The sequence below is a fragment of the Isoptericola jiangsuensis genome (assembly GCF_002563715.1).
GTDB classification, from domain to species: domain Bacteria; phylum Actinomycetota; class Actinomycetes; order Actinomycetales; family Cellulomonadaceae; genus Isoptericola; species Isoptericola jiangsuensis.
In genome coordinates, this window is the sequence record NZ_PDJJ01000001.1 from 3,007,269 (window position 1) to 3,032,363 (window position 25,095).

Sequence of the window (25,095 nt, forward strand, 5' to 3'; positions counted from 1 at the left end):
GTCCACTACCCTCGGAGCCATGACGACCACGCCTGCCCGGACCGACCTCCCGCTCTGGCCCGCCCCTCTCGCGGGCGGCCCCCTGGACGCGACGGTCGAGATCCCGGGCAGCAAGTCGCTGACCAACCGGCTGCTGGTCCTCGCCGCCCTCGCGGACGGCCCGGGCGTCCTGCGCGGGGCCCTGCGCTCCCGCGACGCCGACCTCATGATCGCCGCGCTGCGCTCCCTCGGCGCGACCATCACCGAGGGCGACGCCCCCGGCACGCTCCACGTGACCCCGGGGCCGGTCACGGGCGGCGTCGAGATCGACTGCGGCCTCGCCGGCACCGTGATGCGGTTCCTCCCGCCCGTCGCCGCGCTCGCGGACGGCGCCGTCCGGTTCGACGGCGACCCGCAGGCCCGCGTCCGCCCGATGCTGCCGGTGCTGGCCGCCCTGCACGCCCTCGGCGTGACCGTCAGCAGCGACGGCCCCGAGCTGCCCTCGCACCTGCCGTTCACCGTGCACGGCCGTGGTCACGTCGCCGGCGGCGCCGTCGACGTCGACGCGTCCGGCTCGTCGCAGTTCGTGTCCGCGCTGCTGCTGGCCGCCGCCCGGTTCGACCGGCCTCTCATGCTGCGCCACATCGGCGCCACCCTGCCGAGCCTGCCGCACATCGAGATGACGGTGGCGACGCTGCGCGAGGTCGGCGTGCAGGTCGACGACTCCCGCGACGGCATCTGGGAGGTCGTCCCCGGTCCGATCACCGCGCGCGACGTGCGCGTCGAGCCGGACCTGTCCAACGCCGCGCCGTTCCTCGCCGCGGCGCTCGTGTCCGGCGGGACCGTGCGGGTCGCGGGCTGGCCCGCCGAGACCACGCAGCCCGGCGCGATGGTGCCGGGGCTGCTGGAACGCATGGGCGGCACCGTCTCGCTCGACGGCGACGTCCTGTCGGTCACCGGGACCGGTGAGATCCACGGCATCGACGTCGACCTGCACGCCGGCGGCGAGCTCGCCCCCGCGTTCGCGGCATTGGCCGCGCTCGCCGACTCCCCCAGCCGGCTGCGCGGCATCGCGCACCTGCGCGGGCACGAGACCGACCGCCTGGCGGCGCTCGCCACCGAGATCACCCGCCTCGGCGGGCGGTGCGAGGAGACGCGCGACGGGCTCGTCATCACCCCGCGCCCCCTGCACGGCGCGACGTTCCGCACCTATGCCGACCACCGCATGGCCCACGCCGGCGCGATCATCGGGCTGCGCGTGCCCGGCGTGCAGGTGGAGGACGTCGCGACCACCGCCAAGACCCTGCCCGGCTTCGACCTCCTGTGGACGCGGATGCTCGCGTCCGGCGGCGAGGGCCGGGCCTGATGGCCCGGGACCGCGACGAGCACGCGCGCTTCGCGCGGCCCTCCAAGCACGGGTCCCGGCCGCGCACCAAGCAGCGCCCCGAGCACGCCGACGCCGTGCCCGCGATGGTCACCGGGGTCGACCGCGGCCGGTACACCCTCGTGATCGACGACGGCGGACCGGACGAGCGCGAGATCCTCGCCATGAAGGCGCGCGAGCTCGGGCGGACCCGCACCGTCGTCGGGGACCGCGTCGACGTCGTCGGGGACACCACCGGCGACGAGGGCACGCTGGCGCGCATCGTCCGCGTCCAGGACCGCACCTCGGTGCTGCGCCGCACCGCCGACGACACCGACCCGTACGAGCGGATCGTCGTCGCCAACGCCGACCAGCTCGTCGTCGTCACCGCGCTCGCCCAGCCCGAGCCCCGCACGGGCATGATCGACCGCTGCGTCGTGGCGGCCTACGACGCCGGGATGGACGTGCTGCTCTGCCTCACCAAGGCCGACCTCGCCTCCCCCGACGAGCTGCGCGACCTCTACGAGCCGCTCGGCGTCGAGGTGGTGGTCACCCGCCGCGACGACCCGACCAGCGTGGAGGAGGTCCGCGGCCACCTGCTGGAGCGCACCTCGGTGCTCGTCGGGCACTCCGGCGTCGGCAAGTCGACCCTCATCAACGCGCTCGTGCCCGACGCCCGGCGGGCCACCGGCGTCGTCAACGACGTCACCGGCCGCGGCCGGCACACGTCCACCTCCGCGGTCGCGCTGCGGCTGCCCCGCTCCCCCGGCACCCCCGAGCACGACGGCTGGGTCGTGGACACGCCCGGCGTGCGCTCGTTCGGCCTGGCGCACGTCGAGACGGACCGGCTGCTGCACGCCTTCGAGGACCTCGACGCCGCCGCGCAGGAGTGCCCGCGCGGGTGCACGCACGCCGCGGACGCCCCCGACTGCGCGCTCGACGAGTGGGTCGAGGCCGCCGCCGACGACGAGACCCGGGCGACACGCACGGTCCGCCTCGCGTCGTTCCGCCGCCTGCTGAGGTCGCGGACCGCTACCGTGTGACCGTGGCCACCTTTCAGCAGACCTCCAGCCCGCAGGGGCACGGGCGCACGTACGAGGACGACCTGCGCCTGGCGCACGTCATCGCGGACCAGGTCGACTCCCTGACGATGTCGCGGTTCCGGGCGCTCGACCTGCACGTGGAGACGAAGCCGGACCACACCCCGGTGTCGGACGCCGACCGCGGCGCGGAGGAGTTCATCCGCGCGCAGCTCGCCCGCGCCCGCACGCGCGACGCCATCGTCGGCGAGGAGTTCGGCGAGGCGGGCACGGGGTCGCGCCGCTGGATCATCGACCCCATCGACGGCACGAAGAACTTCGTGCGCGGCGTCCCCGTCTGGGCCACCCTCATCGCGCTGGCCGACGGCGACGAGGTCGTCATGGGCCTGGTGTCCGCCCCGGCGCTGGGCCGACGCTGGTGGGCCGCGAAGGGGTCGGGGGCCTGGACGGGCAAGTCCATCGCGGCGGCGTCCCGCATGCACGTGTCGGGCGTGTCCACCCTCGCGGACGCGTCGTTCGCCTACTCGTCGCTGAGCGGGTGGGAGGAGCGCGACAAGCTCAACGGCTTCCTCGACCTCACCCGCGAGTGCTGGCGCACCCGCGGCTACGGCGACTTCTGGTCGTACATGCTGGTCGCCGAGGGCGCCGCGGACATCGCGGCCGAGCCCGAGCTGGAGCTGTACGACATGGCCGCCCTCGTGCCGATCGTCACCGAGGCCGGCGGCCGCTTCACGTCGCTCGACGGCGAGCACGGCCCGTGGGGCGGCAACGCGCTGGCCACCAACGGCCTGCTGCACGACCAGACGCTCGTCTACCTGGGCTGAGCCGGCCCGCGGATCCCGCCGGGTGCCTGCTCAGGGACGCGGGACGGCGTGGACCTCGCTCGGGTCGTACCAGAGCAGGTCGCGGTCCGTGACGCGCTCGACGGCCTCGCCCAGCGCCTCGTCGTCGTCGGCGTCCACCGCCGCGAGGACGGCGAGGACGTCCGCCGCGGCCTCCGGCTCGTCCGCGTGCACCGCCTCGACCCGCACCCCCGGCAGGTCCCGGGTCACGGTCACACCCGACGGCGCCCCGTCCGTCGGGCCGCCGACCTCGACCGCGTCGTCCGGCACGTCGAGGGACAGCACGACCCGCAGCGGCGCCCCGTCGCCCGCGGCCACCAGGGCCAGCGAGTCGTCGGCCGCCATGAGGAACGCCGCGTACTCGTGCCCCTCGGTGTCCTCGTCCGGCAGCGCCGCCACGAGCGCGGCGGTCACCGCGTGGGCGGGCCGCGCCCCCAGGTCCCAGCGGGTGGCGTTCCGGGAGACGACGGCGGTGGCGAGCTCCTCGAGCGTCACGGGCACGTAGATGCGCATGGCACCAGTGTGCCCGTGCCGGGCGCCCGACCGTCCTCGACCCGCAGGTGGGCCGGGACCCGCGCGGGCCGCGCGACGGACCCGCCGGGGTCGTCAGGCGACGGGCGCGGCCACCGCCGACCGCAGGGACGCCGCCAGCCCCGCGAACCCGGCCCGGGCCGCCGACGCCGGGGCCTGCTCCGCGAGCGTCCGGCCCGCGAGCACGCAGGCGTCGAGGGCCGCCGGGTCGTCCGGGACCGTGTGCAGCACCTCGACCCCCGCGTACCGCGCCAGCGCGTCGCCCACGGCGCGGGCCGGGTCCGGACCCACCGCGGAGGACCGGACGCGGTTGGCGACCACCACCCGCTCCGGGGTCACCGGGACCGGGACGTCGGCCAGGTCCTCCAGGGCCCGCACCAGCCGCTGCACCCCGATCGGGTCGGCGGCACCCACCACGACGACGACGTCCGCCGCCTGGAGCGCGGCCAGCGTCGCACCGTTGCGCTGCGGCGCGTGCGTGTCGTACATGAGCAGCTCGTCCGCCTCGACGAGCGGTCCGCAGTCCACGACCGTCCAGTCCGCCACGCGGCGGGCCGTGGCGAGCACCGCCTCGACCGCGCCGGCCGACAGCTCCGGCCACCGCGCGGCCCGCGTGATCCCGGTGAGGACCCGCAGGCGACCCGCCACCACGGGGGCGAGGCGGGCGAGCGTGACCGCGTCGAGGTCCCCGCGCCCGGCGACCCGCGCGGCCGCCGCCAGGCCGGGGGCGTCGTCGAGCAGCCCCAGGCGCGCCGCCAGGCACGCGCCGTACGTGTCGGCGTCGACCAGCAGGACCGGCTGCTCGGCCGGGACGTGACCCCGCTCGCCGCGGCGGCGTCGCCGTCCCGCCGACCCCAGCCCCGCGAGCTCGGCCGCCAGCTCGACGGCGGTGGTCGTGCGGCCCGGTGCCCCCACCGGCCCCCAGACCGCCACGACGCGGCCGTCCCGCACCGGACCGGAGGGCGAGGTCAGCTCGGACAGGTCGTGCTCCGCGGTCGCGAGCGGGTCGCGGATCGGGGCGGTGTCCCGGACGGCGTCCAGGAGCCGGGGGTCGTCGGGCCCGGCCACCACGGCCTCCACCCCGAGGGCGAGGAGCCGTTCGACGGGGCCGTCGTCGGCGAGCGCCACGACCCGCGTGCCGGCCGCGTGCAACCGCGCCACGGCGTCCCGGTCCAGGCCGGACAGCTCGGCCGACACCACCGCGACCGTCCCGGTGCCCGCCGCCGCCGCGGCGAGCAGCTCGGCGAGGTCGCCGCAGCGGCGCGTGACCGTGGTCCCGGCACCGGGGGCGCCCAGCGCGAGGACGACGTCGGTCTCGGTGGGTCCCTGGACGGCGCACAGCACCGTCACGGCGGGCGTCATCAGCTCGCCACCGGCACGACGGCCACGGACCCGTCGGCGCCGAGGGCCGCGAGGACCGCCGGCAGGTCGACGTCCCGCACCAGGACGTGCAGCGTGCCCTGGTCGGACACCACGAGGCCGCTCTCGGCCACGTCGACCTGCTCCACCACCACGTCGGAGACGACCGGTGCGGGGTCGGCCGCGTCGCCGTCGCGGCCGGGCGCCGGGACGAACCAGAGGTCGACGGCGGCGCCGGGGTGGATCCGCTCGGACAGGCCGGAGTCCACCGGTACGGCGACGGACCGGACGTCGACGGCGGCCGCGTCGCCCAGCGCGGACGCGGCCACGAGCTCGCCCTCGTCGACGACGCGCAGGGCGACCCGGCCCTCGGGCAGCCCGGCCTCGGCGAGCAGGTAGGCGTCCTGCTGGTCGCCCAGGTTCACGTCCACGACCCGGAGGCTGTCCGGTCCGACAGGCTCGCCCGGGGTCAGGGTGCCCGCCGCGGCGTACACCGGCACGGTGCGGTCCGCGCCGGACACGACCCACGCGCCCAGGGCGACCGAGGCCGCCACGAGGAGGAGCCCGACGACGAGCCGCGGGTCGCGCCAGGTGGGGCGACGCAGTCGTGGTGCGGAGGGTGCCGGCAGTGCTTCGTCGCTCACGGGCTGTCCTTCGGATCGGCCGGACGCCGTCGGCGGGTCCGGGAGTCGGGAGGTCCGTCGTGGTCGCGTCGCAGGCTAGCGACGTGACGACCGCACCGGACACCGCCATCCATGATCCGGGACGGACCACGCTCGGCGAAGTCAACGAGCATCACCTGTGGACAAACGGCTTCAAACGTTGTCGTGTGCCACCATGGACGACATGGGCAGCCGATTCCTCTCCCTCGCCGACGTCCAGGAGATGCTCAACATCTCCGCCGCCCAGGCGTACTCCCTCGTGCGCTCCGGCGAGCTCCCCGCCATCCAGGTGGGCCCCAAGAAGGTCTGGCGGGTCGAGGCAGCCAAGCTCGAGGAGTACATCGAGCAGCAGTACTCGCGCACCCGGGAGCGGATCGCGTCCGGCGAGCTGTGACCTGATCAGCCCTCGCTGACGCGCAGCAGCGCGGCGAAGGGCACCAGCCGCGCGGTCCCCGGCGCACCGTCGGCGGTCGTGAGGTCGAGGTGGTCCTGCCCGACCCGGTCGATCCGGCCGACGAGCGTGCCCGCCGTCGTCCGGACCAGCACCCGGGCGCGGTCGCGCTGGAGCGCGCGGAGCGCCGTCCCCAGACCGAGGCCGTCGGTCCTGCTCGTGGACGGCCTGGCCTGGGGGCCGATCCCCGCCAGCGACGCGACGGCGGACGTCGGCACGAGGTGCTGCACGCCGTGCGGGGAGGTCCGGGCGTCGACCTGGAACCACGCGTCCGCGACATGGGCGAGCCGGCCGTCGACGACGTCCCCGTCCCGCAACTCCACCCGGACCGGTCGGCCCAGGGCGGCCCGCAGCCGGTCGGCGAGCGGGACGGACGCCTGCTCGGCGCGCGTCAGCTCCGCGACCGTCCCGTCCCGCTCCGCCGCCGCGGCGGCGTCGAGCTGCGCCTCCAGGTCGGCGAACAGCGCCGCCCACCTCGCACCCGAGGTCATGCCTGCTCCTCCCGTCGGCCGGCCAGGCGCCCAGGATGCCCTTCTGCTGGACAGCGACGCCAACCTGCGCTTTGATATCCAGCATCCAACAGCACCAAATGATATCAACCAGCATCATCAAGGCTCATCCGACGGAGGTTGCCATGACCGCCCCGCGCCCGTCCCGCCGCACGTCCAGCGCCGCCGCGCTGCTCGGGCTCGCCGGCCTCGCCGCCACGACGCTCACCCTCGTCGGCGTGCGGCTCCGCAGCACGCTGCCGGCCGCCGTCCAGGACCCGCGGCTCGTGACCGTCGACGGCTGGGTGGAGCTCGTCGTGCTCGGCCTGGGCGCCGCCGTCGCCGGGTGGATGCTGGCCGGGACCCTCGTCGCCCTCCTGTGCGCCCTGCTCGTCCGTGGCCGCCGGGCCGGGGAACGGGTGGACGCCGCGCTGGGTCGCTGGACCCCCGCCCTGGTCCGGCGGCTCGCCCGGTCGGCGGTCGGCGTCGGCGTCGGCGCGGGGCTCGCCCTCACCCCCGTCGCCGCGACCGCCGCCGACGCACCCCCCACCCCGGCACCCGCGGTCGTCCTCGACCTCGGGTGGCAGCCCACCGCGACCGAGGACACGCCCGCCCCGTCGTACCCCGGGCCCGGGCAGCCCGGCACCGACGGGACCACCACGGCCGCTCCGCAGGGCTCGGCCCCGGCCGTGACCGCGGCGGTCGACGCGCCCACCACGGCACCGCTCCCCGCCGCCGACCCGTCCGGCACGCCGTCGTCCGAACCGGGCGGACCGAGCGCCGCCACGAGCACCGCCCCGACGCCCGGGGACCGCGCGACCGCCGCGGACCCCGGTCCGGGTTCCTCGCCGGGATCCGGCGCCGCCACCACGACCGAGGAGCACGGGGGCGCGGCGCCGGACGCCGGCACCGCGGGGCCGAGCCCGGCCGGAGCCGGCACGCAGGGTCCCGGACCGGGACCCGAGCAGGAGACCACCCGTCGGACCACCGCCCCGGTCGAGCAGGCCGACGGCACCGCCGGCGCCCCCGCCACGACGCGGGACCGCCGAGCGGCCGCCCCCGGCGACGACGCCGAGGTCGTGGTCGTCCGCGGCGACACCCTGTGGGACATCGCCGCCCGGCACCTGCCGGCGGACGCCACGGACGGAGACGTGCTGCGCGCGATGCTGCGCTGGCACGACGCCAACCGTGACGTCGTGGGCGACGACCCCGACGTCGTCCTGCCCGGTCAGGTGCTCCGCGCCCCCTGAGGCTCGCCGCCCGCCCCCGTGCCGCCCCGGCCGTCGCGACCCGACGTCCGTCGCGGCGCGCCCCACGCCCGACCCAGCCGCTCCGTCCCGCCCGTGAAGGGAACGTCATGACCAGCACCGCGATCTCGCCCGCCCCCGCCGTCCGTCCGCTGCGCGTCACCGCGCCGCCGACCCGACGTCGCCCGGCGGAGCCCCCGGCCGGACCCCGGCGTCCCGGACCCGTGCGCCGGGTCCGTGTCGGCGCTCCCGCGGTCGCAGCCGCACCGCTGCCGGGACGGCTCGCGGAACCGGGACCGAGCGCACCGGCGCCGGAGCCCGGCGACCCGACGGCCCTGTGCTGCTCGGTCGTGCGCGCGGCCGTCGAGGTGCTGCGGGACGAGCGACCCGCGACGCACGTCGCACGCTGGGTGGCGCCGGCCGTGCTCGACCACCTGGTGGAGCGCGCACGGCTCGTCCGGGCGGCACGGAGCGCCCGACCGTCACAGCGCCGGGGCACCCCCGTCACCGTCCGGCGCGTGCGGATGCTCCGCCTCGGCGCGGGCACCGCGGAGGCGTCGGTCGTGCTGGACGACGACGGCAGAGTGCGCGCGGCCGCGGTGCGCCTGGAGGCGCACCGCGGCCAGTGGCGGGTGGTCGTGCTCGAGCTCGGCTGAGGACTACTCGTTCACGCCGTGGCAGACCTTGTACTTCTTGCCGGACCCGCAGGGGCACTGCGCGTTGCGCGGCGTGCCCGGGAAGGTGCGGCCGTCCGACGCCGGCGCCGACGCCTCACCGTGCAGCGCACGGCGGGCGGCGCGACCGTCGGCGGTGCGGGTCGTCGACCCGTCCTCGCTCGGCGCCGTGTACTGGAGGTTCTGCGGCGGGCGCGGGGCGTCCAGGCCCTTGGCCACGAGCACGGGCTCCTCGGGGCCCCCGAACGCGGCGGGGACCTCGGGCTGCGGCTCCGCGGCCGGCTCGGCGGGCGCCTGCTCGACCGGGACGGCCTGCGCGGGGCTCGCCGCCGGGACGATGGAGCGGGCGGCGGCCGACGTCGCGACGGCCGCGGCGGAGGCCGCCGTCACCGCCGGCGCACCGGGCTCGGCACCCTCGGCACCCTTGACCTGCACCTCGAGGTTGAACAGGTAGCCGACCGACTCCTCCTTGATGGCCTCGGTCATCGCCTGGAAGAGCTGGTAGCCCTCGCGCTGGTACTCGATGAGCGGGTCGCGCTGCGCCATCGCGCGCAGGCCGATGCCCTCCTTGAGGTAGTCCATCTCGTAGAGGTGCTCGCGCCACTTGCGGTCCAGCACGGACAGCACGACCCGGCGCTCCAGCTGGCGCATCGCTGCGGAGCCCAGCTCGTCCTCGCGCCCCTGGTAGGCGACGCGCGCGTCGGACAGCAGCTCCTCGAGCAGCCCGTCCTTGGTCAGGCGGTCCCGACCGCCGGCTTCGGCGACGACCTCGTCCACCGTGATCGACACGGGGAACACCGACCGCAGCGCCGTCCACAGGCCGTCGAGGTCCCAGCCCTCGGCCGAGCCGTCGTCCGCCGCGCCCTCGACGTACGCCGTCACCACGTCCGTGAGGAAGTGCTGCACCTGCTCCTGCAGGTCCTCGCCCTCCAGGACGCGGCGTCGCTCGTCGTAGATGACGGTGCGCTGGCGCGACAGGACGTCGTCGTACTTGAGGACGTTCTTGCGGATCTCGAAGTTGCGGGCCTCGACCTGCGACTGCGCGCTCTGGATGCCGCGGGTCACCATCTTCGACTCGAGCGGCATGTCGTCGGGGAACCCGGCGCGGGACATCATGGTCTCCGCCAGGCCCGAGTTGAACAGGCGCATGAGGTCGTCCTGCATCGACAGGTAGAACCGGGACTCGCCCGGGTCGCCCTGACGGCCGGAACGACCGCGGAGCTGGTTGTCGATGCGGCGGGACTCGTGGCGCTCCGTGCCCAGCACGTACAGGCCGCCGAGCTCGACGACCTCGACGTGCTCGGACGCGACCGACTCCTCGGCCTTCGACAGCACCTCGGGCCATGCGGCCTCGTAGGCCTCCGGGTCCTCCGTCGAGTCGAAGCCGCGGGCCGCCATCTCGGCCACCGCGATGAACTCGGCGTTGCCGCCCAGCATGATGTCGGTACCGCGACCGGCCATGTTGGTCGCCACGGTGACGGCGCCCTTGCGGCCGGCCTGCGCGATGATCGCGGCCTCGCGCTCGTGCTCCTTGGCGTTGAGGACGTCGTGCGGGACACCCGCCCGCTTGAGGAGCTTCGACAGCAGCTCGGACTTCTCGACGCTCGTCGTACCGACGAGAACCGGCTGCCCCTTGGCGTGCCGCTCGACGATGTCCGCGACGACCGCGTCGAACTTGCCGTCCTCGTTCTTGTACACCAGGTCGGGCTGGTCGATGCGGACCATCGGCCGGTTCGTCGGGATCGGCACGACGCCCAGCTTGTAGGTGCCCTGGAACTCCGCGGCCTCGGTCTCCGCGGTACCGGTCATCCCGGAGATCTTCTCGTAGAGACGGAAGTAGTTCTGCAGCGTGATCGTGGCGAGCGTCTGGTTCTCCGCCTTGATCTGCACGCCCTCCTTGGCCTCGATGGCCTGGTGCATGCCCTCGTTGTAGCGGCGGCCCGCGAGGATACGGCCGGTGTGCTCGTCGACGATCATGACCTCGCCGTTCATCACGACGTAGTCCTTGTCGCGCTTGAACAGCTCCTTGGCCTTGATCGCGTTGTTGAGGAACCCGATGAGCGGCGTGTTCAGCGACTCGTACAGGTTGTCGATGCCGAGGTAGTCCTCGACCTTCGCGATGCCCGGCTCCAGCACGCCGACGGTCCGCTTCTTCTCGTCGACCTCGTAGTCGTCCTCGCGGGACAGGCGCTTGACGACCTTCGCGAACTCCACGTACCAGCGGTTCGCGTCGCCGGACGACGGGCCGGAGATGATCAGCGGCGTGCGCGCCTCGTCGATGAGGATCGAGTCGACCTCGTCGATGATCGCGAAGTGGTGGCCGCGCTGCACCAGGTCGTCCGGCGACCACGCCATGTTGTCGCGCAGGTAGTCGAAGCCGAACTCGTTGTTCGTGCCGTACGTGATGTCGGCGGCGTACTGCCGGCGACGCTCCTCCGGGTTCTGCCCCGACACGATGATGCCGGTCGTCAGGCCGAGGAACCGGAACACGCGGCCCATCAGCTCGCCCTGGTACTTGGCGAGGAAGTCGTTGGTGGTGACGACGTGCACGCCCTTGCCGGTCAGCGCGTTGAGGTACGCCGCGGTCGTCGCCACCAGCGTCTTGCCCTCACCGGTGCGCATCTCGGCGATGTTGCCGAGGTGGAGCGCCGCGCCGCCCATGAGCTGCACGTCGAAGTGACGGTGGCCGAGGGTCCGGCGGGCCGCCTCGCGCACCGTGGCGAACGCCTCGGGGAGCAGCTCGTCGAGCGTCGCGCCGTGCTCGAGGCGCTCCTTGAAACGCGCGGTCTCCTCCTGCAGCTCGGCGTCGCTGAGCTCGGTGAAGCTCGCCTCCAGGCCGTTGACCTGCTCGGCGTATCCGTTGAGCTTCTTGAGAATCCGGCCCTCGCCGATGCGGAGGATCTTCTCGAGGATCGCAGGCACGCAGTTCTCCCGTGTCGGTGGTGCCCGGTCGGCCCGGGCCCGTTCGCTGGCAGCACGTGGACCCGGCTGATCCGCCGTCGTCCTCGTCGCACCGTCCGCCATCCTATTCCCCTGCCCGGCGGGCTCGGGACCGGGTTTCGCGGCCGACGAACACCCGGCACCCGACCTCGCAGGTCAGCGACCCGAGCTCAGCACCTCCGCGGCGCGGTCGGCGAGCTCCGCGCCGGCCGCCCCGTACAGGTGGTACACGGCGTGCGCGCCGTGCCGACGCAGCTCGGCCGCGTCGTCGTCGTACCGCGCGATCGCCGCGACGTGCCCCTCGAACCCGGCGTCCTGCAGCCGGGACAGGGCGATGAGGTTCGCGTTGTGGAACGGCATCGCCAGCACGGCGAGGCGGACGTGACCCGCCCGTTTCACCCGCGCCCAGAACTCCAGGTCCGTGGCGTCGGCGCGCACCACGTCGAACCCCTCGTCCCGGGCCGCCACGACGCGCGCCACGTCGTGCTCCACGCCGATCGCGCGCAGCCCGTACTCGTCGCGCAGCTTCGCGCACGTCGCCGACCCGACCCGACCCAGGCCCAGCACGAGGACGTCCGCGTCTCCCACGTCGACCAGCCGGTCGTCCGGGTGCAGACGCGACGGGTCGCGGGCGGGCAGCAGACCCGTGAGCCGGGTCGCGAGCTCGACGCCGCGCCGGTTCACCATCGCGGAGATCGCGAAGCTCGCCGCGACGGCCAGCGAGACCACCACCACCCAGTCCTCGCCGAGCAGCCCCGCCTCCGCGCCCACGGCGACCACGATGATGCCGAACTCGGAGTAGTTGCCCAGCACCAGACCCGACAGGAAGGACGTCCGGCGGCGCAGCCGCAGCAGCCACAGCACCACCGCGAACACCGCCACCTGGACGGGGAGCAGCAGCAGCAGTCCCGCCGCCATCGCCAGGTGCTGGCCCTGCGGCGTCCCGTGCAACCCGATCTCCAGGAAGAACGCGACGAGCATGAGGTCCTTGAACGTCATGAGCGACCGCGACATCTCGCCCGCCTGCGGGTGGGACGCCAGCAGCGCACCCATGACCAGCGCGCCGAGGTCGCCCCGCAGCCCCAGGAGCTCGAACAGGAAGAAGCCCGGCACGAGCGCGACCGCCACCCCGAACAGGGCCTGCAGCTCGCCGTGCCCCACCCGGTCCCACAGCGCGTGCAGCACCCGCCGGCCCGGGATCAGCAGCAGCAGCGCGACCGCCCACGGGCTCGGCGGTTCGCCCTCCGCGACGGCGAGGAAGACCACCGCGACGAGGTCCTGGACGACCAGGATGCCGATCGCGACCCGCCCGTACAGGCTCGTCGCGTCGGACCGGTCCTCCAGCACCTTCACCACGAACACCGTCGACGAGAACGACAGCGCCAGCCCCACCAGCGCCAACGTCCCGAGCGACTGACCGCTCACCAGGGCGACGCCCACCAGGCCCGCCAGGGCGAGCGCACCGGCCGTCAGCACGACGGTGACCACCATGTGAGTGGCCGACGTCAGCCAGACCTCCGGCCGCACCAGCGTCCGGACGTCCAGCTTCAGACCGATGGTGAAGAGCAGCAGCGCGACGCCGATCTCCGCCACGACCGCGAGACCCGGCATCTCGGGCGCGTGCACCGCCCCGAGCGCGAAACCCGCCGCGAGGAACCCGACCAGCGGAGGGAGCTTGACGAACGACGCCAGCACCCCCGCGACGAACGCCACCCCGACGTAGAGCGCCACGACCTCCATGCCCACCTCCCGGGGCCGATCCTACGGTCGGCGGGCGCCGCTCCCCCGTCGCCGTCCGCAGGCCGGGCCCGCCACCGCGCACCCGGGCGGTCGGCCGCCGCTACCCGGGAACGCCCTGCGCCGCCGCCAGGGCACCACGGAGGTCCGCCGCGAGGTCGCCCTGCGCCACGTCCACCTCGTCGAGCCCGAGCCAACCCGCGAGGAGCCGCAGCTCCGCGGCCAGCCGGTCCGCCGTCGTCGCGCCCGTCACCGCGGTCCGGTGCGCCGCCACCACGCGCAGCACGCCACCGGCCCGGTCCGCCTTGAGGTCGACCATCGCGGTGAGCTCCTCGCCCTCGAGGAACGGCAGCACGTAGTAGCCGAGCTGCCGCTTCGCCGCCGGCACGTAGATCTCGATCCGGTAGTAGGCGTCGAACAGCGACTCGAGCCGCCGCCGCTCCCACACCAGCGGGTCGAACGGGCTGAGCAGCGCGACACCCGTCGCACGCCGTGGGACGACGGCGTCCCGGTGCAGGTACGTCGGCTCACCCCAGCCCTCGACCGCGACGGGCAGCAGGACGCCGTCCTCCACGAGGTCCGCGAGCGCCCGCGAGGCCGCCGGGCCCCGCAGCCGGAAGTAGTCCCGGAAGCAGCGGGCCGTGCCCACACCGTGCGCCCGGGCACCGAGCTCCAGGAGTCGGCGCACCGCGTCGTCCTCCGGCACCGGCGCGGCCGCGCGCACGGCGGGCGGCAGCACCCGCTCCGCGAGGTCGTAGCGCCGCTCGAACGCCGCGTTGCGCGACGAGGACAGCACCTCGCCCGTGAAGAACAGGTGCTCCAGGCAGAGCTTCGCCGTCGTCCAGTTCCAGCCCCACTCGATCCGCTCGCGCGGCTGCGTCCGGCCCGAGGACAGGAGCTCGTCGTGGATCTGCGCCGCCGTCACCGGGCCCCGCTCCGCGACCAGGGAGCGCACCAGGTCCAGCTCCGCGCGCCGCTCGGCCGCGTTCGCGATGGCCCGCCACGCCTCCCGCTCGAACGCGCGCCGCCGCCACTCCAGCAGGGGGTACGTCGACGCCGGCACGTAGGACGCGACGTGCGCCCACGTCTCGACCAGCCGCCGCGGCGCGACCCCGGCCGCCCGGTCGAGGAGCGCCGTGTCGTAGGGGCCGAGCCGGGAGTACAGCGGCACCAGGTGCGCCCGGGCCAGCACGTTCACCGAGTCGATCTGCAGCAGGTTCACCCTGTCGACCGTCGTCGTGAGCCGTCGCATCGTCACCGGTCCGGTCGGCCGGGCGCGATCCAACCCCTGCGCGCGCAGCGCCACCCGCCGGGCCTGGGACCGGGACATCGTCAGCATGCCCCCACCCTGCCGGACGCCACCGACACCGTCCTGTCGTCACCTGGCGATCACGCGGGCCCTGCTGTCCGGGGGGTCGTATCGCCGGGTCGCGCGACTCAGCGCCGGCCCCCGCGACTCAGCACACCCTCCGCCGAGTCAGCGCAGCGTCACGCGAGTCAGCGCACGCTCCGCCGAGCCGCGGGAGGCTGCGCTGAGTCGCGGGGACGGCACGACGCCGGGCCCCGTCCCGACGGGCCGGCACGGGAGGTGCGCGGCGGGTCGGGACGGGGCCCGGCGTTCAGGTGGTGCGAGGTGCTGGTGCGTGGACTACGTCAGCTCGGTCACCGGTGCGGTGGCGCTGCACGTGGTGTCCAGCTCGATGACGCCGTACGTCCAGCCGCGACGCCGGTAGACGGCGGCGGGCCGGGCGGACTCCTTGTCGATGTAGAGGAAGAAGTCGTGGCCGACGAGCTCCATGCGCTCGACCGCCTCGTCCGTCGTCATCGGCTCGCCCCGGTGGAGCTTCTGCCGGATGAGGACGGGTGAGTCGCCGAGCTGGTGCTCGACGGCGTCGCCGGGTTCGCTGAGGGTCGCCGGTTCGGGTTCCGGCTGCGCCTCGGCGCTGCCGTCGTACGGACGGACGTCGACGGCGGGGACGACGTCCTCACCTCGACGGCGGTGGTCCTTGCGGCGGTCACGGGAGCGGCGGAGCCGCTCGTTCAGCTTGTCCAGGGCGAGGTCCAGCGCGCCGAACCGGTCGTCCGCGGCCGCTTCGGCGCGGATCACGGGTCCCTTCGACCGGACGGTCAGCTCCACCCGTTCGCTCACGTTCGCGAGCTTCGGGTTCTTCTCGTGCGTGACCTCGACGTCCACGCGGCGCGCGTGCGGCGCGAGCTGGGTGACCTTGGCGAGCTTGTCCTCGACGTGGCGACGGAACCTGTCCGTCACCTCCGTGTGCCTGCCGACGACGGCGATCTCCATCGTGTCGCTCCACTTCGTTCAGTGGCCGTCGCATCCCGCGGCGGCCGGTTTGCTCCTGGTCTGGGCACCGTGAGCGGTGCCAGTGAGAGCACCACCTCCCGGTCGCCGGAACCTGGGTCCGACCCGCTCGTGGGTTGCGACGACGGGCCCCTCGCGGGTCCCGGCGTCGTCGGGTTCCCAGGCTATCCCGAAGGTGTCCCCGGGGTGAACTCGGGTGGTCGAACTCGCTGCGGAGAATTGGTGACGACCCCGGGCGGAGGGGTCGCGGCGAGCACGACGGCGGCCGCGACGACCGCTCCGGCGGCGTCCAGGGCCCGCTCCGCGGCGGCGAGGGTCGCGCCGGTGGTGAGGACGTCGTCGACGAGGACGTGCAGGTCGCCGGGCCGCACGGCGCGGGGTGCGGCGACGACGGAGCCCGCGAGGTTGCGGGCGCGGTCGCGGGCCCCGAGCCCGACCTGGTCGCGGACCCGGCCGCGGCGGCGCAGCGCCCGCACGACGTGGGCGTCGACGCCGGCGGCGCGCAGGCCGCGGGCGGCGGCCCGTGCGAGGACGGCGACCGGTTCCCGGCCGCGGCGGTGCCGGGCGAGTCGGCCTGACGGCGCGGCGACGACGGCGACGGTGCGTCCGGCGGCGAGGTCCCGCAGCGCGGCGCCCGCGTCCCGGGCGGCCCGTTCGACGGCGCCGGCGAGCAGGGGGTCGAGGTCGGCGCGCTCGCGGTCCTTCCAGGCGACGACGAGGTCGCGCACGGGTCCGGTGCAGTCGGCGACGGCCCAGGTCGGCAGGGGTGGCACACCGTCGAGGCGGTCGAGGCGGGCGGCGCCGGCCTCGACGCGGCGGGGGCGGGCGCGCAGGGGCGCGGTGCAGGGTCCGCACCACGGGACGTCGGGGACGCCGCACGCGGGGCAGGCCACGGGGACGACGAGCCGCGCGAGCCGGGTGAGCACGTGCCGATGCTCCCCGACCGCCGCCCGGTCGACGCGGTACGCGGGCAGGATCGGTGGACGGCGGTGCGTCCCGGCCGTCGGTGGACGGGCGCCCGGGCGCCTCAGCCCGGGTAGGTGACCGCGACGACGTCCTCGGACACGGAGGGCCAGAGGGCCGCGCTCTGGCGGACCTGGAGCGTCCCGTCGGCGTCGACGACCAGGGGCGGGCTGCCCCCGCCCACACCGGACGTCACCTGGGTCACCCCGGTGGGCGCGGTGTACTGGCGGGACTCACCGCCGCCGGCGCCGGCGAGCCCGCCGATCCCGGCGAGGTAGAGGGCGTCGGCGCCGTCGGGGTCGCGCCCGAGCAGGAGGAGCGTCGACTCCTCGAACCAGGCGGCCGAGGTGACACCGGCGACGGGCGCGCCGACACGGACCGCCTCGGACAGCCCGGTCGGGGCGTCGTCGGCGTCGCGCTGGACGGCGGCGACCCAAGTCTCGGGCCCGGCGGGACCGTCCAGCACGACCGCGATCCGCGCGCCCTCGGGGGACACGGCGACCGACCGGGCGTGCCGGGCGTCGGTCCAGTCGCCGTCGACCTCGAGCGTGCCGCCGTCGGGCAGCACGGCCCGCACGGCCGCGCTGTCGGCGGTCCACACGGTCCCGAACCGGTCGACGCTCGGTGACGCGAGGCCGTCCCCGACGAGGAGCTCGACCGGGGCCTCCCCCGAGACGCGCACCAGCCGGTCGGTCCCGTCGCGGACGACGACGGTGCCGTCGTCCGGCGCCACGCCCAGCGCCGTCGGGTCGAGCCCGTCGAGGACGTACGCCTGGGCCGTGTCGGTGAGCTCCCGTCCGACCACCCGCCGCAGCACGGTCGCGCCGTCGACCTCGACCAGGGCGAGCGCGTCGCCGACGGTGAGCGGCCGCGACGGTTCGGTGACGGACTGCGTCGCGAGGGGCGACGTGCCCTCGGACAGCACGACGCTGCGGCCCTCACGGTCCCGCAGCGTCTCGGACAGCTGGGCGACCAGCAGCGCACGGTCCTCGGCGGACGCGCCGCCGATCGGCGACGTCACAGACACCTCGATGACGCCGCTGTCGTCGACGGTCACGGCGTCCAGGGCGAGGGTCGTGCCGTCGGGCACGACGGAGATGGTGGAGTGGGCGAGGTCCGCCGGCGGCCCGGCGAGGATCTCGCGGGTGGCGGCGGTCCGCCAGGACTGCTCGGGGAACCACCGGACGTCCGGCACCCACCACTCGCGGTCCGGGGTCGGGTAGCTGAGCGTCGTGCGGTGGAACGAGTCGCCGAGGAAGTTGGCCAGCACGAGCAGGCCGTCGTCGAGGCCGGAGATGCGCCACTGGCCGCCGGCGGCGCGGGACAGCTCGAAGGAGACGTCCACGGGGCTCGGCTCGGGGAGCTCGGTGTAGACGCCGATCTCGTCGACGGTCGCGACGACCTGCGCCTGGCCGGTCACGGTCGCGGTGGTCGCCTCGTCGTCGACGACGCCCGTCTCCCACTCCGGGTACTGGGACAGCACGAGGACGCGGGACGTCCGGTCCCAGCCGGACCAGGCGCTGGGCAGCACGTACTCGCGGGCGACGTTCGCGGTGCTGGCGTTGGCGGGGGCGAACTGCGCGACGCTCACGAAGCTCTGCACGAGCTGCTCGGGGTCGGCGTCGACGGCGGGACCCTGGACGTTGAACGCGATCTCGCGTGCGGTGTCGACCTGGACGGTGCTCTCCATGACGGCCCCGTGGTCGGGCATGGAGGCGCACGCGCCGAGCACGAGCGCGACGGCGGCGGCGCCGGCGAGGGCGCCCGCTGCGCGGCGGCGGTCAGCTGCCGTCATGGTGGTCCTCCTCGGCGGCCGCCAGGTCGGGGATGGCGGTGGGGGTGGGGCCGGTCGGCGGGTTGACGACGGGGACCTGGCCGGTGGGCACGTGCTGCCCGCCGGCGCGGGAGGGTCCGCGCAGCGGCAGCGGGGACTCGCCGAGGGCGATGCCGGCACGACGCGGGAGGGTGAGGCGGAAGCTGGCGCCCTCCCCCGGTCGTCCCCACGCCTCGAGGCGGCCGGCGTGCAGGCGGGCGTCCTCCTGGGAGATGGCCAGGCCCAGGCCGGTGCCGCCGGTGGTGCGGGCGCGCGCGGGGTCGGCCCGCCAGAACCGGTCGAAGACGTGCGCGAGCTCCGGGACGGTGAGCCCGACGCCGTGGTCGCGCACGACGACGGCGACGGCGGTGTCGTCGCCGTCGACGGTGACCTCGACGGGCTTGCCCTCGGCGTGCTCGACGGCGTTGACGACGAGGTTGCGCAGGATGCGCTCGACGCGGCGGGGGTCGATGTCGGCGCGGACGGGGTGCTCGGGCATCGCGACGGAGAGGAACACCTCCTTGCGCTCGGCCAGGGGCGCGGCCGTGTCGACGACCGCCGTGACGACGTCGCGCAGGTCCCGCTGCTCGACGTCGAGCTCGGCGGCACCGGCGTCGAACCGACTGATCTCGAGCAGGTCGGTGAGGAGGTCCTCGAAGCGGTCGAGCTGCGTCTGGAGCAGCTCGGCGGAGCGCCGGGCGGCGGGCTCGAGGTCGTCACGGGCGCCGTGGATGACCTCGCCGGCCATCCGGATGGTCGTCAGGGGGGTGCGCAGCTCGTGGGAGACGTCGGACACGAAGCGTCGCTGCGCGGCGGAGAGCTCCTCCATCCGCGCGATCTGCTCCTCCAGGCCGGCGGCCATCTCGTTGAACGTGCGCGCGAGTGTCGCCATCTCGTCGTCGCCGCGGGAGCCGGGGACGCGGACGTCGAGGCGGCCCTCGCCGAGCTGCGCGGCGGCCGTCGCGGCGCGGCGCACGGGCGCGACGGTCTGGCGCGTGACGATCCAGGTGAGGACACCGATCATCGCGAGGATGGCGAGGGCCCCGACGCCGAGGGTGCGCTGCACGAACCGCAGGGTCTCCTGCTGGGAGGCGAGCGAGTACAGGGCGTACAGCTCGAAGGTCCCGCCGGACGGCACCTCGACGGTGGAGCCGACGACGACGCCGGGCTCGTCGAACCCGGAGTCGGTGGCGGCGCCGGGGATGAGGACGGACTGCAGCGCCTGGTCCTGGGTGGCCAGCGTCGCGGTGCGCAGGGCGGGCGACACGACGTCCTCGACGGACAGGGCGCGGCTGGAGGCCGGGTCGACCAGCGGCAGGCCCTGCCCGGGCGCCTGCCGCAGGAAGTAGTCCTGGGCGCTGGACCCGCCCGCGGCGAGCGACAGGATCACGTCGCGCAGCAGGGACTGCTGGTCGCCGGGGCTCGTGGCCGACGACGCGGCGAGCGTCGTGCGCACCTGCTGGGTCAGCGCCGCGTTCTCGCTCTCGATCTGGTCGACGCGCTGCTCGAACAGCCCGTCGCGCACCGAGTACGACAGGTAGATCCCCAGCACCGCGACCGCCACCACGCCGAGGGCGAGCGCGGAGGTGACGACGCGCACCTGCATGGAGGAGCGCCAGCGGCGGGCGAGGGAACGCGCGCCGGCCACGACCCAGTCGACGACCTCGACGCCGCGGCGACGTCGGTCCCCGGCCGGGGCGCGGTCAGCGGGGGGCACCGGCCTTGTATCCGACGCCACGCACCGTCTGGACGACCTCGGGGTTCTCCGGGTCCCGCTCGATCTTGGACCGGAGCCGCTGGACGTGGACGTTCACGAGCCGGGTGTCGGCGCTGTGCCGGTAGCCCCAGACCTTCTCCAGGAGCACCTCTCGGGTGAACACCTGCCAGGGCTTGCGCGCGAGCTCGACGAGGAGGTCGAACTCGAGGGGCGTGAGGGCGATCCGCTGCCCCTCGCGGGTGACGGCGTGCCCGGTGACGTCGATCTCGACGTCGCCGATGCGCAGCCGCTCGGGGCCGGGGTCGTCGGTGCGTCGCAGGCGGGCGCGCACGCGGGCGACGAGCTCCTTGGGCTTGAACGGCTTGGTGACGTAGTCGTCGGCGCCGGACTCGAGGCCGAGCACGACGTCGACGGTGTCGGTGCGGGCCGTGAGCATGATGATGGGCACGCCGGACTCGGCGCGGATCTCACGCGCGATCTCGATGCCGTCCTTTCCGGGCAGCATCACGTCGAGGAGGACGAGGTCGGGCTGGGTCGAACGGAACACGTCGAAGGCTTGGTCGCCGTCGGCGCAGAAGCTCGGTTCGAACCCCTCCGACTCCAGGACGATGCCGATCATCTCGGCCAGCGCTGTGTCGTCGTCGACCACCAGGACACGGGACTTCATGCGGACAGTGTGCCAGGGGTTCCACAGGTCCCGCTGGCGCGGCACGTCCGCAGGTGGCGAGACGATAGGGTCGTGGCGGTCACCACTCGTCCCCCGGCGCCTCAGGGAGGCCGCATGAGCACGCCCGACCAGCCGACCCCGCCCACGGGCTGGGGGGATGCGCCGCGCCCGCCGGCGCCCGAGCCGGGTCAGTACGGTCAGGGGCAGTACGGCCAGGGTCAGTACGGTCAGCCCCGCTACGGCGCCCCCGGCCCGCAGGGCGCCCCGGCGACGCCGCCCGGGTCCCCCTACCCCCCGTCGCCGTACGGGCCGGCCGCCGTCAAGCCCGGCATCGTGCCGCTGCGCCCGCTCTCGCTGGGCGAGGTGTACGACGGCGCGTTCGGCGCGGTGCGGCACAACCCCGCGGTGGTGCTCGGCCTGGTCACCCTCGTCGTCGCCGTCGCGACGCTCCTGGCGACGCTCCTCGCCCAGCTCGCCGTGCCGTGGCTGACCGGGCTGTTCGGCGACGTCACCGGCGAGCCGGGCATGGAGCTCCTCGTCGGCCCCGACGTGGCGATGCTGGCCCAGCTCATGGCCGTGTCCGGCGCCCTGTCCCTGACGCTCCTGGTCGCGCAGCCGATCGCCGAGGGCGTCGTCACCGTGTCCGTCAGCCAGTCCGTCATCGGCCGCAAGCTGTCCCCGGGCGAGGTGTGGGCCCGCCTGCGGCCCCGCCTCGGCCTCCTCGTCGGCTGGATGGTCCTGCGGACGATCGGCGTGGCCGTGGGGTTCACCGTCGTCCTCGTCGCTGCCGTGCTCCTCGTCGCGGGCGTCGCGAACGTCACCGACTCCGCCGCGCTCGCCGTCGTGCTGGGCCTCCTGATCGCGCTCGGCGTGGTCGCGCTGGTCCTGTGGCTGACGGTCCGCCTGGTCCTCGTCGTCCCGGCGCTCGTCCTCGAGGGCGCGGGGCTCGGTTCCACGATCGCCCGTGCGTGGCGCCTGACCCGCGGGAACTTCTGGCGGGTGCTCGGCACCTACCTCCTGGCGAGCATCATCGCCGGGTTCGTCGGGCAGATCGTCGGGTACCCGCTGAGCCTGGCCGGGATGGCGATCGACGGCGGGGACACCCTCGGGTGGGGCTTCCTCCTCGCGACGATCGTCGCGAGCGTCGTGTCGACCCTCGTCGTCATCGTCTTCGTGTCCGGCGTCGTCGCGCTCGTCTACACCGACGTGCGCATGCGCCGCGAGGGACTCGACGTGACGCTCGCCCGGGCGGCGGCGCGCGCCGCGCAGACCCCGGCACCGTGACGGCCGCGACGGCGGCCCTCGCGGCGCTGGCGGCCCAGGTGCCGGTCGACCCGGACCGGCCGACCGCGACCCGGTGGCTCGCCCGGGAGCTGTCCCGTCCGGAGTACGCGCAGGACGAGTCCCTGCTGCTCCGCCTGGTCGAGTGGCTCGAGGGGCTCTTCGACGGGATCGACGCGACGGCGGTCGGGACCGGCCAGCTCGCCGTGGTCGTCCTGCTGGTCGTCGCCGTCGTCGTCGGCCTCGCGTGGTGGCTGGCCGGCCCCGTCCGGCTGCGCCGCCGACGCGCCGCCGCGTCGATCGTGGTCCACGAGGACGACCCGCGCACCGCCGCCCAGATGCGCGCGGCGGCCGACGCCGCGGCCGTGCGCGACGACTGGACGACGGCCGTGCTGGAGCGGTTCCGCGCCGTCGTGCGCGAGTTGGAGGAGCGGGTCGTCCTCGACGAGCTGCCCGGACGCACCGCCGTGGAGGCGGCGCGCCAGGCCGGCGACCGGCTCCCGGACCTCGCCGGGTCGCTGCGTGCCGCCGCCACGCTGTTCGACGGCGTCTGCTACGGGCACCTGCCCGCGAGCGCCGCGGACGACGCCGTGCTGCGCCGCCTCGACGCCCAGGTGCAGGAGTCCCGGCCGGTGCCCGCCGGGGCGGTGGTCGCATGAGCGCGCCGAGCGACGTCCCCACGCGGACGTGGACCAGCACCCCCGAGCAGCGCGTCCCCGACCGGGCCCGCGCGGCGCGCCGCCGCCGCTCCGTCACCTGGTTCGTCGTCGGGCTCGCCGCGCTCGCGCTGACCGTGCTCGTCCTGGCCGTGTCCCGCCCGCCCGGTTCCGTGATCCCGTACGACCCCGACAACAGCCGGCCCGACGGGTCCCGCGCCCTCGCCCAGGTCCTCGGCGACCAGGGCGTGGAGGTCGAGCACGTCACGACCGTGGCCGACGCGATCGACGCGGCCGGTCCCGGCACCACGCTGCTCGTGGCCCCCGCCCCGCTGATGGTGCGCGAGCAGGCCGACGCCCTCGCGGCCTCGGGCGCCGACGTCGTCCTCGCCGGTGCCGGCCGTCAGCTCGCGGCCGCGTTCACGGGAGGCCGGGTGGAGCCCGACGACTGGGGCACCGCGCCCCGCGTGCGCGAGCCCCGCTGCGACCTGCCCGCCGCCGTCGCCGCGGGCACGGTCCGGCTCGGCACGGGTCTCGTCGCGACCGGCCCGGACGTCACCACCTGCTGGACCGACGGCGACGGGACGTCCGCCCTGGCCGCGGTGACCGCGGACGGCCGCCAGGTCACCCTGGTCCACGACCCGGCGTTCCTGCGCAACGACACGGTGCTCGACGAGGGCGCCGGCACCCTGGCCCTGCACCTGCTGGGCGCCCACGACCGACTGGTCTGGCTCGTGCAGGACCCCACCGACCTGACGGCGATCGACGACCCGCCCGCCTCCGACGGCGACCTCGAGCCCGACACGTCCGCCGTGGTGCCGCGCTGGCTCGCGGCGGTGCTCGGGTGGGCGGCCGTGGTCGCGGTCGTCGCCGCGCTGTGGCGAGGACGGCGGCTCGGCGGCCTGGTCGGCGAGGACCTGCCGGTCGTCGTGCCGTCCGCGGAGTCGACCCGGGGCCGTGCCCGCCTGTACCGCCGGGCTCGCGCCCGCGGCCACGGCGGTGCCGCGCTGCGCGCCTCGACGGCGGACCGGATCGCCCGTCGCCTCGGCGTGCCGCGGACCGCCGACCCGGCGGTCCTCGTCGACGCCGTCGCCCGCGCCACCGGGCACGACCCGGTCGAGGTCGACGCCCTGCTGTACGGCCCACCACCCGCCGACGACGCCGGGCTCGTCGAGCTCGCGCACCGACTCGACATCCTGGAGAGCGAGGTCCACCGATCGTGACCCACCCCGACGAGAACCAGCCCGTGCCGACGCCGGACGCGGAGCCGGTGCCGGAGTCCGCCGACGCCCCGACGACGACGACGGACGCCCCGCAGACCGGGGTCTCCGCGGGTCCCGACGAGCCCGCCCCCGCCCCTGCTCCCGAGCCCGAGCCCGAGCCCGAGCCCGAGCCGACCGTCCCGCCCGAGCCGTCGCTCGAGCTGCGCCGGGCGCTGGCCGCCGTCCGGACGGAGGTGGGCAAGGCCGTCGTCGGGCAGGACTCCGCCGTGACGAGCCTGCTCATCGCGCTGCTCTGCTCGGGCCACGTGCTGCTGGAGGGCGTGCCCGGCGTCGCGAAGACGCTGCTCGTGCGGTCCCTCGCGGCGGCGCTGGACCTCGACTTCAAGCGCGTCCAGTTCACGCCCGACCTCATGCCCGGTGACGTGACCGGCTCCCTCGTCTACGACGCACGCACCGCGGAGTTCTCGTTCCGCGAGGGCCCGGTGTTCACGAACCTGCTCCTGGCGGACGAGATCAACCGCACGCCGCCCAAGACGCAGGCGTCGCTGCTGGAGGCCATGGAGGAGCGCCAGGTGTCGGTGGACGGCTCGCCGCGCCTGCTGCCCGAGCCGTTCGTGGTCATCGCCACCCAGAACCCCGTCGAGCACGAGGGCACCTACCCGCTGCCCGAGGCGCAGCTCGACCGGTTCCTGCTCAAGGTGCTGCTCCCCCTGCCGGAGCGGGACGCCGAGGTCGAGGTGCTGGCCCGGCACGCCGCGGGCTTCGACCCGCGCGACCTGGCCGCGGCCGGGGTGTCCGCCGTCGCGGACGCCGCCGTGCTGGCCCGCGCCCGCGCGGAGGTGCGGCGCGTCGAGGTCGCCCCCGAGGTCCTCGGGTACGCCGTCGACGTGTGCCGCGCGACCCGGCAGTCCCCCTCCCTGCAGCTCGGCGTGTCCCCGCGTGGCGCGACGTCGCTGCTCGCGGCCGCGCGCGCCTGGGCGTGGCTCTCCGGGCGGATGTTCGTCACCCCGGACGACGTCAAGGCCCTCGCCTTCCCCGCGCTGCGCCACCGCGTGCAGCTGCGCCCCGAGGCGGAGCTGGAGGGCGTGACGGCCGAGTCGGTGCTGAGCACCGTGCTGGCCGCCGTCCCGGTCCCCCGCTGA

The 25,095-nt window shown here is 75.4% G+C and carries 22 protein-coding genes; 10 read left to right on the forward strand and 12 right to left on the reverse strand.

Translation table 11 applies throughout. The annotated features are described in order from the left end of the window. Positions 1-19: 19 nt before the first annotated feature. From aroA to hisN, 3 genes are read left to right on the forward strand one after another with little or no spacing between them, the layout of a single operon-like run. Complete coding sequence (gene aroA / locus ATJ88_RS13595) at positions 20-1,345, forward strand: 3-phosphoshikimate 1-carboxyvinyltransferase (RefSeq protein ID WP_098464290.1); 1,326 nt, start codon at positions 20-22, stop codon at positions 1,343-1,345. Next, a complete protein-coding gene (rsgA, locus tag ATJ88_RS13600; RefSeq protein WP_098464291.1) occupies positions 1,345-2,385 on the forward strand; it encodes a ribosome small subunit-dependent GTPase A in 1,041 nt (346 codons plus the stop codon). The genes aroA and rsgA overlap by 1 nt, the downstream gene beginning before the upstream one ends. A gap of 2 nt (positions 2,386-2,387) precedes the next feature. Next, positions 2,388-3,206: a histidinol-phosphatase gene (hisN, locus tag ATJ88_RS13605; protein ID WP_098465353.1), complete on the forward strand. Its 819-nt coding sequence runs from the start codon at positions 2,388-2,390 to the stop codon at positions 3,204-3,206. Positions 3,207-3,236: 30 nt separating this feature from the next. Here the strand turns inward: hisN and ATJ88_RS13610 are convergent, their stop codons facing one another. From ATJ88_RS13610 to ATJ88_RS13620, 3 genes are all read right to left on the reverse strand, one after another. Then, positions 3,237-3,737 (reverse strand): DUF6912 family protein, encoded by a 501-nt coding sequence (locus ATJ88_RS13610; protein ID WP_098464292.1) that lies wholly within the window; start codon positions 3,735-3,737, stop codon positions 3,237-3,239. A 93-nt stretch (positions 3,738-3,830) separates the two neighbouring features. Continuing rightward, positions 3,831-5,117: a CpaE/TadZ family protein gene (locus ATJ88_RS13615; protein ID WP_098464293.1), complete on the reverse strand. Its 1,287-nt coding sequence runs from the start codon at positions 5,115-5,117 to the stop codon at positions 3,831-3,833. After that, on the reverse strand, positions 5,117-5,758 hold the full coding sequence (locus ATJ88_RS13620) for an SAF domain-containing protein (RefSeq protein WP_098464294.1): 642 nt from the start codon (positions 5,756-5,758) through the stop codon (positions 5,117-5,119). The genes ATJ88_RS13615 and ATJ88_RS13620 overlap by 1 nt, the downstream gene beginning before the upstream one ends. A 202-nt stretch (positions 5,759-5,960) precedes the next feature. On the opposite strand from ATJ88_RS13620, the gene ATJ88_RS13625 reads away from it, so the two are divergent. Further along, a complete protein-coding gene (locus tag ATJ88_RS13625) occupies positions 5,961-6,170 on the forward strand; it encodes a helix-turn-helix domain-containing protein (protein WP_098465354.1) in 210 nt (69 codons plus the stop codon). A 5-nt stretch (positions 6,171-6,175) separates the two neighbouring features. On the opposite strand, the gene ATJ88_RS13630 is transcribed toward ATJ88_RS13625, so the two are convergent. Continuing rightward, on the reverse strand, positions 6,176-6,718 hold the full coding sequence (locus tag ATJ88_RS13630) for a hypothetical protein (RefSeq protein WP_098464295.1): 543 nt from the start codon (positions 6,716-6,718) through the stop codon (positions 6,176-6,178). A gap of 143 nt (positions 6,719-6,861) precedes the next feature. Between ATJ88_RS13630 and ATJ88_RS13635 the strand changes: the two genes are divergently transcribed. Next, positions 6,862-7,965 carry a LysM peptidoglycan-binding domain-containing protein gene (locus ATJ88_RS13635; protein ID WP_098464296.1) on the forward strand — a complete coding sequence of 368 codons (1,104 nt, stop codon included), beginning with the start codon at positions 6,862-6,864 and terminating at the stop codon, positions 7,963-7,965. Positions 7,966-8,072: 107 nt separating this feature from the next. Next, the gene (locus ATJ88_RS18595) at positions 8,073-8,618 is read left to right on the forward strand and encodes an Rv3235 family protein (protein ID WP_211287517.1); all 546 of its coding nucleotides are present in this window, start codon (positions 8,073-8,075) and stop codon (positions 8,616-8,618) included. A 3-nt stretch (positions 8,619-8,621) separates the two neighbouring features. Here ATJ88_RS18595 and secA read toward each other — a convergent pair whose 3' ends face one another. From secA to mtrA, 8 genes are all read right to left on the reverse strand, one after another. Next, positions 8,622-11,558 (reverse strand): preprotein translocase subunit SecA, encoded by a 2,937-nt coding sequence (secA, locus tag ATJ88_RS13645; RefSeq protein ID WP_098464297.1) that lies wholly within the window; start codon positions 11,556-11,558, stop codon positions 8,622-8,624. 174 nt (positions 11,559-11,732) lie between these two features. Further along, positions 11,733-13,316, reverse strand: a complete 1,584-nt coding sequence (locus ATJ88_RS13650; RefSeq protein WP_098464298.1) for a cation:proton antiporter family protein — start codon at positions 13,314-13,316, stop codon at positions 11,733-11,735. Between the two features lie 100 nt (positions 13,317-13,416). Continuing rightward, positions 13,417-14,652 (reverse strand): winged helix-turn-helix domain-containing protein, encoded by a 1,236-nt coding sequence (locus ATJ88_RS13655; RefSeq protein WP_098464299.1) that lies wholly within the window; start codon positions 14,650-14,652, stop codon positions 13,417-13,419. Positions 14,653-14,961: 309 nt separating this feature from the next. Continuing rightward, positions 14,962-15,615: a ribosome hibernation-promoting factor, HPF/YfiA family gene (hpf, locus tag ATJ88_RS13660; protein ID WP_098464300.1), complete on the reverse strand. Its 654-nt coding sequence runs from the start codon at positions 15,613-15,615 to the stop codon at positions 14,962-14,964. A 182-nt stretch (positions 15,616-15,797) separates the two neighbouring features. After that, positions 15,798-16,559: a ComF family protein gene (locus ATJ88_RS13665; RefSeq protein WP_141538687.1), complete on the reverse strand. Its 762-nt coding sequence runs from the start codon at positions 16,557-16,559 to the stop codon at positions 15,798-15,800. Positions 16,560-16,660: 101 nt separating this feature from the next. Next, positions 16,661-18,391 carry an LpqB family beta-propeller domain-containing protein gene (locus ATJ88_RS13670; RefSeq protein WP_098464301.1) on the reverse strand — a complete coding sequence of 577 codons (1,731 nt, stop codon included), beginning with the start codon at positions 18,389-18,391 and terminating at the stop codon, positions 16,661-16,663. Next, positions 18,378-20,126, reverse strand: a complete 1,749-nt coding sequence (mtrB, locus tag ATJ88_RS13675; protein WP_342744855.1) for an MtrAB system histidine kinase MtrB — start codon at positions 20,124-20,126, stop codon at positions 18,378-18,380. Before mtrB ends, ATJ88_RS13670 begins: the two co-directional genes overlap by 14 nt. Further along, entirely contained in the window at positions 20,113-20,793 is a 681-nt protein-coding gene (mtrA, locus tag ATJ88_RS13680; protein WP_098464302.1) for an MtrAB system response regulator MtrA, read from the reverse strand. The genes mtrB and mtrA overlap by 14 nt, the downstream gene beginning before the upstream one ends. A gap of 114 nt (positions 20,794-20,907) precedes the next feature. On the opposite strand from mtrA, the gene ATJ88_RS13685 reads away from it, so the two are divergent. Genes ATJ88_RS13685 through ATJ88_RS13700 form a run of 4 tightly spaced genes read left to right on the forward strand, consistent with a single transcriptional unit; the run spans position 20,908 to position 25,095 of the window. Next, positions 20,908-22,077 (forward strand): glycerophosphoryl diester phosphodiesterase membrane domain-containing protein, encoded by a 1,170-nt coding sequence (locus ATJ88_RS13685; protein WP_098464303.1) that lies wholly within the window; start codon positions 20,908-20,910, stop codon positions 22,075-22,077. Beyond that, positions 22,074-22,733: a DUF4129 domain-containing protein gene (locus tag ATJ88_RS13690; RefSeq protein ID WP_098464304.1), complete on the forward strand. Its 660-nt coding sequence runs from the start codon at positions 22,074-22,076 to the stop codon at positions 22,731-22,733. The genes ATJ88_RS13685 and ATJ88_RS13690 overlap by 4 nt, the downstream gene beginning before the upstream one ends. Beyond that, on the forward strand, positions 22,730-23,953 hold the full coding sequence (locus ATJ88_RS13695) for a DUF4350 domain-containing protein (protein WP_098464305.1): 1,224 nt from the start codon (positions 22,730-22,732) through the stop codon (positions 23,951-23,953). Before ATJ88_RS13690 ends, ATJ88_RS13695 begins: the two co-directional genes overlap by 4 nt. Then, a complete protein-coding gene (locus ATJ88_RS13700; RefSeq protein ID WP_425432703.1) occupies positions 23,947-25,095 on the forward strand; it encodes an AAA family ATPase in 1,149 nt (382 codons plus the stop codon). Before ATJ88_RS13695 ends, ATJ88_RS13700 begins: the two co-directional genes overlap by 7 nt.